This window comes from Streptomyces sp. NPDC005408, from assembly GCF_040606445.1.
In the GTDB taxonomy this organism is placed as follows: domain Bacteria; phylum Actinomycetota; class Actinomycetes; order Streptomycetales; family Streptomycetaceae; genus Streptomyces.
In genome coordinates this window covers 17,613-27,224 of record NZ_JBEXEX010000075.1, presented here as the reverse complement: position 1 = coordinate 27,224, position 9,612 = coordinate 17,613, and the positions used below count along the sequence as shown (strand labels likewise).

Here is a 9,612-nt window from a genome sequence, read left to right as displayed (position 1 = left end):
CGCGCCGCGACACGACGGCGAGCGGCTCGCCCTCGACGGCCCCGAGCCGCTCGGCGAGCAGCGGATGCAGCCCCGGGGGGGTCCCCCCGGACGGAGTCTGGGGGAGTTTGAGGCGGGGTCCGGGGCGGAGCCCCGGTTCAGGCCCCGGTGGAGATGAGCTCGTCCGCCGGTGCGTTCACCGGCTGCGGGCTCCCCGTGAGGTCCATGACGAAGAGCGGGATGCCCAGGTCGTCCGCGCGCGACCTGGCATCGTCCGCGTATCCCGCCAGGGAGAAGAAGACGCTAGCGGCCGAGATGCTCAGCCCGTTCAGCCACAGGCACTCGACGTCGCGCAGGGTGGCGGGGCGCGTGGAGGGCTCGACCTGGGCGACCAGGCCGGGGCCGCGCAGGTCGATGCCGGACGAGGGGCGTACCTCCGGCTGGACAACGTCCCGGAACCCGAGCCACTTCAGATAGAGCGCCGCCGCCGTCACCGCGTCCCGCGCGGTGCGGATCGTGACCGGCCGGAACGAAGGGCGCGGCACGGTCGCCGTGCGCGGCAGCGGGATGTGCCACGGGCGTGCCGCCAAAGACAGCGCATCGGACGCGCCGGTGCCGGGGGCGCTCACCGGGCGGACCGGGATGCGCAGCACCGTGCCGCAGGGGCAGCCGAGCTCGGGCTGCGGCCAGTGGTCCTGGCGGCCGCAGGCGAGGCAGCGGACCGTCACCCAGTCGTCCGTCCAGGTGCGGTGCGTGATCGGCTCCGGCGGGGCGTGCAGCAGCGGCGGCGTGAGCGGGGCGCCGCACGCGCAGGGATAGACCTGCGAAGCGAACACATGGTCGCGGCGGCAGGACGGACAGCGCACCGGCACGGTCTCGGCCATCGCTTTTCCCCCCTTCCATTCGTACTGCCGTCCATCGTCCACCAAGCGGGATGCCTTGGGGAGTCACTTCGGCCATCCCTTGACGCCGCTCCGTACGCGTCTTACATTGCTTCCGTATAGCAGAATTACACTTCCGCATTACGGAATCGCTGCTCTGGAGTGACACAAAAGAGCCCGAGTCCGCCCGGCCGAAGCAGGAGCCCTCCCATGCCTCGAATGACCGCCGCAGCAGCGGCCGTTGAGATCCTCAAGCGCGAAGGCGTCAGCAACGCGTTCGGCGTGCCCGGCGCGGCGATCAACCCCTTCTACCGCGAGCTCAAGAACGTGGGCGGCATCAACCACACGCTCGCCCGCCACGTCGAGGGCGCCTCGCACATGGCCGAGGGCTACACCCGTGCCAAGGCGGGCAACATCGGTGTCTGCATCGGTACCTCCGGACCGGCCGGCACCGACATGATTACCGGCCTGTACTCCGCGATCGCGGACTCGATCCCGATCCTGTGCATCACCGGCCAGGCCCCGGTCTCGAAACTCCACAAGGAGGACTTCCAGGCCGTCGACATCGCCGCGATCGCCAAGCCGGTCACCAAGGCCGCGACGACCGTCCTTGAGGCCGCGCAGGTCCCGGGCGTCTTCCAGCAGGCCTTCCACCTGATGCGCTCCGGCCGTCCCGGCCCGGTCCTCATCGACCTGCCGATCGACGTCCAGCTGACCGAGATCGAGTTCGACCCCGAGACCTACGAGCCGCTGCCGGTCTACAAGCCGCAGGCGACCCGCGCCCAGGCCGAGAAGGCCATCCAGTTCCTGCTGGAGTCCGAGCGTCCGCTGATCGTCGCCGGCGGCGGCATCATCAACGCCGACGCCTCCGACCTGCTGGTCGAGTTCGCCGAGCTGACCGGCGTCCCGGTCATCTCCACCCTGATGGGCTGGGGCACCATCCCCGACGACCACGAGCTGAGCGCCGGAATGGTCGGTGTGCAGACCTCGCACCGCTACGGCAACGCGACCTTCCTCGAGTCGGACTTCGTCCTCGGCATCGGCAACCGCTGGGCCAACCGTCACACCGGTTACAACCTGGACGCCTACACCAAGGGCCGGAAGTTCGTCCACGTCGACATCGAGCCCACCCAGATCGGCAAGATCTTCGCCCCGGACTTCGGCTTCGCCTCCGACGCAAAGGCCGCACTGGAGCTGTTCATCCAGGTCGCGAAGGAGCTCAAGGCCGAGGGCGAGCTGCCGGACTTCGGCGCCTGGGCCGCTTCCGCCCAGGAGCGCAAGGCCACCCTGCTGCGCCGTACGCACTTCGACAACATCCCGATGAAGCCGCAGCGCGTGTACGAGGAGATGAACAAGGCCTTCGGCCCGGAGACGCGTTACGTCACCACCATCGGCCTCTCCCAGATCGCCGGCGCGCAGATGCTGCACGTCTACAAGCCGCGCAACTGGATCAACTGCGGCCAGGCCGGCCCGCTCGGCTGGACCATCCCGGCCGCGATCGGCGCTGCCGTCGCCGACCCGGAGACCCCGATCGTCGCGCTCTCCGGCGACTACGACTTCCAGTTCATGATCGAGGAGCTGGCGGTCGCAGCCCAGCACAAGGTCCCCTACGTCCACGTTCTCGTGAACAACGCCTACCTGGGGCTGATCCGTCAGGCGCAAGGCGGTCTGGGCATCAACTTCGAGGTCAACCTCGAGTTCGAGAACATCAACACCCCCGAGATCGGCGTCTACGGCGTCGACCACGTCAAGGTCGCCGAGGGTCTGGGCGTCAAGGCCATCCGCGTCACCGACCCGAACGAGCTGGGTGCGGCCCTCGAGGAGGCCAAGAAGCTCGCCGCCGAGTACAGCGTCCCGGTGGTCGTCGAGGCCATCCTGGAGCGCATCACCAACATCTCGATGAGCAAGACGGTCGACATGAGCGACATCACCGAGTTCGAGGAGCTGGCGACGGAGCCGGGCCACGCGCCCACGGCCATCAAGCCGCTCAAGGTCTGACCCCCGCGCGTACAACGGACGGCCCCTGCCCCGGAATCACTCCGGGGCGGGGGCCGCTTCGCGCTCTCCGCGCAGAATCCCGGCGACCGCCGCGATGCCCTCGCGGATGGGGCGCTCGCCGAGATTGCCGAAACCCAGGACCAGTTGGGCCGGATCCGTCGCACCCGACGAGCGGTGCGTACTCATCCCGTACAGGCCCACGGACCGTTCCCGCGCGGCTGCGATCACCGACTGCTCGTCCGCGCCCTCGGGCAGATGCGCCACGGCGTGGAAGCCCGCGGCAAGACCGGTCAGCCGGACCTCGGGGGCATGCTCGGCAAGGGACTCGACGAGCGCGGTGCGGCGCTGGGCGTAGAGGACCCGCATACGGCGCAAGTGCCGGTCGTAGCGGCCCGATTCCATGAGCGCGGCCAGGGCCAGCTGATCGAGTTCGGGCGATCCGCGGTCCTGGCGCAGCTTCAGCTCCGCGACGGTGTCGGCCAGCGCGGGCGGGCAGAGAATCCAGCCGAGCCGCATCGCAGGTGCCAGGGACTTGCTCACGGTGCCGATGGCAGCGACGCGGTCCGCGGCCAGGCCCTGGAGCGCCCCCACCGGTTCGCGGTCGTAACGGAACTCCGCGTCGTAGTCGTCCTCGACGATCGTCGCATCGTGCCGGGTGGCCCAACGCACCAGCGCCAGGCGCCTTTCGGGCGCAAGCACCACCCCGGTCGGCCACTGGTGGGCGGGTGTGAGAACGACCGCGCGGGCGCCCGTCGCCTCCAGCGCGTCGACATCGATGCCGTACGCGTCGACGGGCACGGGCACGGTCTCCACGTCCGCCGCTGCGCACGCGGCAGCGGCCGTCTCGGTGTACCCGGGGTCCTCGAAGGCGACCTTCCGTACGCCGCCGTCGGCGAGCGCCCGCAGGACGAGATTGAGCCCCTGCGCGAACCCCGAGCAGATCACGGTCCGTTCGGGATCCGCCGCGGCCGCCCGGACGCGCCCCAGATAGGCGGCAAGGACCTCCCGCAGCAGCGAACTGCCGTGCGGATCCCCGTAGTCGAAGGCCGCCGTCGGCGCTGTCCTGGAGGCCTCGCGCAGCGCCCACAGCCAGTCGCCGCGCGGAAAGCCCGCCAGGTCAGGCACACCGGAAGCGAAGTCGGCGATCAGCCGCGCGGGTCGGGGTCTCGGGGCCGGAGCTGCGGGGGAGATGCCCGCTCCCGCTGCGACCCGGGTGGCCGAGCCCACCTGCGTACTGAGATAGCCCTCGGCCTGCAGCTGGCCGTAGCACTCCTGCACCAGGCCACGGGACAGGCCAAGCTCGCGGGCCATCTCGCGCGAGGACGGCAGCCGCTCGCCCACGCCGAGCCGCCCTGTTCTGATCGCCTCGCGCAGCAGCCCTTCCAGCTGGGAACGCAGCGGCTCGGGGCCCTGCCGGTCCAGTGACAGCAGCAGCCCCGGACCCGAACCGGCCCACTCGATCGGCATGGAATTGGAGCTTAGCGGGGATCCGGTGCACCCCTAATGTCCAGAACATGACGACTACGACAGCCACCGCGCCCCCCTCCGAACAGCTCCCTGCCGTCGAGAGCGGACTCGGCCGCTACCGGACCGTCCTCGCCACCCCCGGCGTGCTCGCCTTCGCCGTGCCGGGGCTCATCGGGCGGCTGCCGATGGGGATGCTCAGCCTCGCCCAGGTGATGCTGATCGCGACGACCACCGGCAGCTACGGCCTGGCCGGTGCGGTCTCGGCCTGCGGGGCCCTCACGTACGCCGTCGTGACACCGCAGATGGCCCGGCTGGCCGACCGCCACGGTCAGGCCCGGGTGCTGCTGCCGCTGGTGGCGGTCTTCGCCCTGTCCTGTGTGGCGCTCGCCGCCTGCACGGTGGGCCGCGCGCCCGTGTGGACGCTGTTCGTGGCGGGCGCGCTGAGCCGGGGCACGATGCCGGCGCTCGGTGCGATGGTGCGATCCAGGTGGAGCCATGCGCTGCGTGACTCGTCCCTGCTGGACTCGGCGTTCTCGCTGGAGGGCATCGCGGACGAGCTGATCTTCATCGGCGGTCCTGTGCTGGTCGTCGCGCTGGTCACGCACTTCGACCCGGTGACGGGCGTACTGGCCTGCGCGGCGCTGAGTCTCGTGGGCGTCATCGGCCTCACCCGCCGACGGCACGCCGAACCGCCCGCCGCGCCCGGTCGGCATGCCCGAGGAGGTGCGCTGCGCAGCCCCGGGCTGCGGGTGCTTCGGGATGTACATGTGCCTGGGTGCGCTGTTCGCCACCGTCGACATGGCGGTCATCTCTTTCGCGCACGACCACGGCGGGGCCTCGCTGGCAGGTCCACTGCTCGGCCTGTACGGCGTCGGCAGCGCGATCGCCGGAATCTGGTACGGGGCCCGGCACTGGCGGTCCTCCCAGTCCACCCGGCTGCTTGCCGCCCTCGCGGCGACCGTCCTGGGCACGGCCCCGCTCGCCCTGATGCCGGGCATCTGGTCGATGGCCGTCGCCATCCTGATCGCGGGCCTCGGCATCTCCGCGACGCTCATCAGCTCGCACAGCATCGCCCTGGCGGTCGTCCCCGCGGAACACCGCACCGAGGGCCTGACGTGGCTGACCACGGCGGCCTCGGCGGGCACGGCGCTGGGCGCGCCCCTGTCGGGCCGCCTGATCGACGCGTACGGCCCGGGCGCGGGCTTCCTCTTCGCCTTCGGTGCCGGCCTGCTCGCCCTGACGGTCACGGTCCTGCGCCGCCGGTGTCTGACCGCCTAGACCGTGCAAAAGACGAGCGCCGAGTTGCGGGACCGTCCGCAACTCGGCGCTCTGGCTGTGCAGTTGATACCGCCCGACGATGCGAGGCTGGCGCGACAGGACGTTCGCGTCGCCGGGCGGAGACTATGGGGGCTGCAGGAAGAGGTCCGCGGCGGCGGCGATTGGGACCGAGGGTTCGCTTCCTTCAGGTCAAGAAGCGGACTCCGGTGCCTTCACCACCGCACTGGCATCGCACTACCGCCGCGGTCCTCAGCCTGCCCGTACCGCATGACCACCCCTCATCCGGGTCTGCAGTGCGGGCTCGGCACCCGTAATCTGACCTCCCGTCAGATTAGGGGTGCAGCCTGTGTGCTCTAGTCCTCGCGCAGGGCGCGGACGGCCTCCTCGACGCGCTTGCCGTAGTCGGCGTCGGCGGCGTGGAAGTGAGCGAGGTTCTTCTCGATGACGTCGTCACGGGTGACCTGCGAGAGGCCGCCGGCGATGTTGGCCACCAGACGGGACTTCTCCTCGTCCGACATCAGGCGGTACAACTCGCCCGCCTGGAAGAAGTCGTCGTCCTTGGTGTGCAGCGGCGCTGCGTGCGTGCCCGTCCAGCCGTGGATGGCCAGCGGGGCCGACAGCACGGCGTCCGTCTGCGCGGGACCGGCGTACGAGTTGGGCTCGTAGTTCTTGTCGTGGCGCGAGCCGTTGCGGGTCGCCATGAGGCCGTCGCGGCCGTAGTTGTCGGCAGCGGTCGCCTTCGGGGCGTTCACCGGCAGCTGGGTGTGGTTGACGCCCAGGCGGTAGCGGTGCGCGTCCGCGTAGGCGAACAGGCGGCCCTGGAGCATCTTGTCCAGCGAAGGACCGATGCCCGGCACGAAGTTGTTCGGCGAGAACGCGGACTGCTCGACCTCGGCGAAGACATTGTCCGGGTTGCGGTCGAGGACCAGACGGCCCACGCGCTGCAGCGGGTAGTCGCTGTGCGGCCACACCTTGGTGAGGTCGAACGGGTTGAAGCGGTACTCCGCCGCCTCGGCCGCCGGCATGACCTGGACGTACAGGGTCCACGAGGGGTTCACGCCGCGCTCGATGGCCTGGAGCAGGTCCGTCTGGTGGCTGTTCGCGTCCTTCCCGGCCTGCTCGGCCGCCTGCTCCGAGGAGAGGCAGCGGATGCCCTGGTTGGTCTTGAAGTGGTACTTCACGAAGAAGGCCTCGCCGGCCTCGTTCGTCCACTGGTAGGTGTGCGAGCCGTAGCCGTTCATGTGGCGGTACGAGGCGGGGACGCCGCGGTCGCCCATCAGCCAGGTCACCTGGTGCGTCGCCTCGGGGGCGTGCGCCCAGAAGTCCCAGACGTTGTCCGGCTCCTGCTTGCCCGTGAACGGGTCGCGCTTCTGCGAGTGGATGAAGTCCGGGAACTTGATCGGGTCCTTGATGAAGAACACCGGGGTGTTGTTGCCGACGAGGTCGTAGTTGCCCCCTTCGGTGTAGAACTTCAGCGCGAAGCCGCGCGGGTCACGGACCGCGTCCGCGCCGCCCAGCGAGTCGGCGACGGTCGAGAAGCGGATGAACGTCTCCGTGCGCTTGCCGACCTGGGACAGGAAGTCCGCCTTGGTGAAGCCGGTGACGTCGTCGGTCACCTCGAAGTAGCCGTACGCGCCGCTGCCGCGGGCGTGCACCACGCGCTCCGGGATGCGCTCCCGGTTGAAGCGGGCGAGCTTCTCCAGCAGGTGCTGGTCCTGCAGGAGGATGGGGCCACCGACGCCGGCGGTGGCGGAGTTCTGATTGTCGGCGACCGGGGCGCCTGACTCGGTCGTAAGCACACGCTGCGTCATGGTGGCGGGATTGACCTTCCGTGCTGAAGCTGCTGGCGGTGCGAGGAGCGTAAATTCGCCTCGAACGTCACGTCAACAGTTTGTTGAAAATGAAGGGTGGTGTTCCGGACGGCGTCGGCGCCTGGGCGCGACAGGACAGGTGTCAGCGCCGACACCGTCCGGAAATCTGCGGGCCCTGTGCGGGCCCGGACTCAGACCTGCTGGCCGGAGAGGCGCTCGACGGCGCGCAGCAGGGCGGAGTGGTCGAGGCCGCCGTCACCCTGCGCACGCAGGGAGGCGACGAGCTGGGCGACGACCGCGCCGACGGGCAGCGCGGCGCCGACGTTGCGGGCGGCGTCGGTGACGATGCCCATGTCCTTGTGGTGCAGGTCGATCCGGAAGCCGGGCTTGAAGTCCCGGTTGAGGAAGTTGTCCTTCTTGCGGGTCAGGACCGTGGAGCCGGCCAGACCGCCGTTGAGGACGTCCAGGGCGGCCTGGAGGTTCACGCCGGACTTCTCGAGGAAGACGACGGCCTCGGCGCAGGCCTGGATGTTGACCGCGACGATCAGCTGGTTGGCGGCCTTCACCGTCTGGCCGGAGCCGTGCGGGCCGCACAGGACGATGGTCTTGCCCAGCGCCTCCAGGATCGGCAGCCCGCTGTCGAAGTCGGCCTGCTCGCCACCGACCATGATCGACAGTACGGCCTCGATGGCGCCCGCCTCGCCGCCGGAGACCGGGGCGTCCAGCACGCGGATGCCCTTCTCGGCCGCGGCCTTGGCGAGATTCACGGACGTCTGCGGGGTGATGGAGGACATGTCGATCAGGAGGGCGCCCTGCCTGGCGTTCTCCAGGATGCCGTTCTCGCCGTACGCGATGGCCTCGACCTGCGGGGAGGCGGGCACCATCGTGATGACGACATCGGCGTCCTTGACGGCCTCGGCGATCGAGGGCGCCGCGGTGCCGCCGGCGGCCGTGAGGCGGTCCAGCTTGTCCTGCTCCAGCGTGAAGCCGGTGACCTGGTAGCCCGCCTTCAGCAGGTTCTCGGACATGGGCGAACCCATGATGCCGAGGCCGATCCAGGCGATCTTGGGGAGGGAGCTCATTGGGGGTGCCTCTCTAACTGCTGTGGTACGTCAGGAAAGTTCAGGGGTGCGCGGTCAGCGCGCCGCGCGGGCCTCGGCCGGGAGCCAGGCGAAGGACTCGGCGCTCGGGCGGTCGCCGGCCTTGTACTCCAGGCCGACCCAGCCGTCGTAACCGGCCTTCTTCAGCTCGTCGAGGAGCTGCTCCAGCGGCAGCGAGCCGGTGCCCGGCGCGCCACGGCCGGGGTTGTCCGCGATCTGGACGTGGCCGGTCTTGTCGGCGTACGCCGCGATGACCTGGCTGACGTCCTCGCCGTTCATCGACAGGTGGTAGATGTCGAGGAGGAACTTCGCGTTGCCGAGGCCCGTCGCCGCGTTCACCTTGTCGACGACCTCGATCCCGGCCGGGGCGCTCACCAGCGGGTAGAGCGGGGACTCCGGCTTGTTGAGCGTCTCGACCAGGAGGATCGCACCGATCCGGTCGGCCGCGCGGGCCGCGAGCACCAGGTTCTCCAGGGCGAGCTCGTCCTGGACGGCCGGGTCGACGCCCTCGACGCGGTTGCCGTACAGCGCGTTGAGCGCCTTGCAGCCCACCGAGGCGGCGAAGTCCGCAGCCGCGTCGATGTTGGCGCGGAAGCGGTCGGACTCCTCGCCGGGCACGGAGAGCGCGCCGCGGTCGGGGCCCGGCAGCTGCCCGGCGTAGAAGTTCAGGCCCACCAGCTGGGTGCCCGCGTCGTCGAGCGCCTTCTTGAGGGCGTCGAGCTCGGCCTGGGGCGGGGTGGGGGTCTCGATCCAGGGCCACCACAGCTCGACCGCGGTGAAGCCCGCCGCGGCTGCTGCCGCGGGGCGCTCCAGGAGCGGGAGTTCCGTGAAGAGGATCGAGAGGTTCACATCGAAGCGCTGGTCCGTGGTTGCGCCGTCTGAGAAGCGGGTCATAGGAGTCCGCGCTCCTTCCGTATTGCGGAAGTCAGTTTCTGCTTAACGGAAGATTGCCTGGGATAGGGGAGGGCTGTCAAGAGGCGGCAATGAAGCGGCAATGAAAAAGCGCCTCCCGGGCCGGGGGGACAGAGGGCCTGTTCAGGCTCCCGTCCCCCCTGCTCGGGAGGCGCTTTCCGGCTTTCTGCGGGCGATCGGCCGGAC

General features: G+C 70.1%; 7 protein-coding genes and 1 pseudogene. 3 read left to right on the top strand and 5 right to left on the bottom strand.

The annotated features are described in order from the left end of the window. Positions 1–137: 137 nt before the first annotated feature. Complete coding sequence (locus ABZS64_RS36405; RefSeq protein ID WP_355839017.1) at positions 138–863, bottom strand: hypothetical protein; 726 nt, start codon at positions 861–863, stop codon at positions 138–140. Positions 864–1,070: 207 nt separating this feature from the next. Between ABZS64_RS36405 and gcl the strand changes: the two genes are divergently transcribed. Beyond that, positions 1,071–2,858 carry a glyoxylate carboligase gene (gcl, locus tag ABZS64_RS36400; protein ID WP_355839015.1) on the top strand — a complete coding sequence of 596 codons (1,788 nt, stop codon included), beginning with the start codon at positions 1,071–1,073 and terminating at the stop codon, positions 2,856–2,858. A 36-nt stretch (positions 2,859–2,894) separates the two neighbouring features. On the opposite strand, the gene ABZS64_RS36395 is transcribed toward gcl, so the two are convergent. Then, positions 2,895–4,325: a PLP-dependent aminotransferase family protein gene (locus tag ABZS64_RS36395; RefSeq protein WP_355839013.1), complete on the bottom strand. Its 1,431-nt coding sequence runs from the start codon at positions 4,323–4,325 to the stop codon at positions 2,895–2,897. Between the two features lie 47 nt (positions 4,326–4,372). Here ABZS64_RS36395 and ABZS64_RS36390 point away from each other — a divergent pair. Continuing rightward, positions 4,373–5,008 (top strand): annotated as a pseudogene (locus ABZS64_RS36390) (MFS transporter); the annotation flags it as partial. 76 nt (positions 5,009–5,084) lie between these two features. Then, positions 5,085–5,603: an MFS transporter gene (locus ABZS64_RS36385; protein WP_355839011.1), complete on the top strand. Its 519-nt coding sequence runs from the start codon at positions 5,085–5,087 to the stop codon at positions 5,601–5,603. 353 nt (positions 5,604–5,956) lie between these two features. On the opposite strand, the gene ABZS64_RS36380 is transcribed toward ABZS64_RS36385, so the two are convergent. From ABZS64_RS36380 to ABZS64_RS36370, 3 genes are all read right to left on the bottom strand, one after another. Continuing rightward, complete coding sequence (locus ABZS64_RS36380) at positions 5,957–7,414, bottom strand: catalase (protein ID WP_355839009.1); 1,458 nt, start codon at positions 7,412–7,414, stop codon at positions 5,957–5,959. A 191-nt stretch (positions 7,415–7,605) separates the two neighbouring features. Further along, positions 7,606–8,496, bottom strand: a complete 891-nt coding sequence (locus ABZS64_RS36375) for a 2-hydroxy-3-oxopropionate reductase (protein ID WP_355839007.1) — start codon at positions 8,494–8,496, stop codon at positions 7,606–7,608. A 54-nt stretch (positions 8,497–8,550) separates the two neighbouring features. Beyond that, complete coding sequence (locus ABZS64_RS36370; RefSeq protein WP_355839005.1) at positions 8,551–9,408, bottom strand: TIM barrel protein; 858 nt, start codon at positions 9,406–9,408, stop codon at positions 8,551–8,553. Positions 9,409–9,612: the final 204 nt, after the last annotated feature.

What these genes read in the sequence shown, in the direction of transcription:
- ABZS64_RS36380 (WP_355839009.1), bottom strand. Translation starts at nt 7,414, where the DNA reads ATGACGCAGCGTGTGCTTACGACCGAGTCAGGCGCCCCGGTCGCCGAC.
- ABZS64_RS36370 (WP_355839005.1), bottom strand. Translation starts at nt 9,408, where the DNA reads ATGACCCGCTTCTCAGACGGCGCAACCACGGACCAGCGCTTCGATGTG.
- gcl (WP_355839015.1), top strand. Translation starts at nt 1,071, where the DNA reads ATGCCTCGAATGACCGCCGCAGCAGCGGCCGTTGAGATCCTCAAGCGC.
- ABZS64_RS36385 (WP_355839011.1), top strand. Translation starts at nt 5,085, where the DNA reads ATGTACATGTGCCTGGGTGCGCTGTTCGCCACCGTCGACATGGCGGTC.
- ABZS64_RS36375 (WP_355839007.1), bottom strand. Translation starts at nt 8,496, where the DNA reads ATGAGCTCCCTCCCCAAGATCGCCTGGATCGGCCTCGGCATCATGGGT.
- ABZS64_RS36395 (WP_355839013.1), bottom strand. Translation starts at nt 4,325, where the DNA reads ATGCCGATCGAGTGGGCCGGTTCGGGTCCGGGGCTGCTGCTGTCACTG.
- ABZS64_RS36405 (WP_355839017.1), bottom strand. Translation starts at nt 863, where the DNA reads ATGGCCGAGACCGTGCCGGTGCGCTGTCCGTCCTGCCGCCGCGACCAT.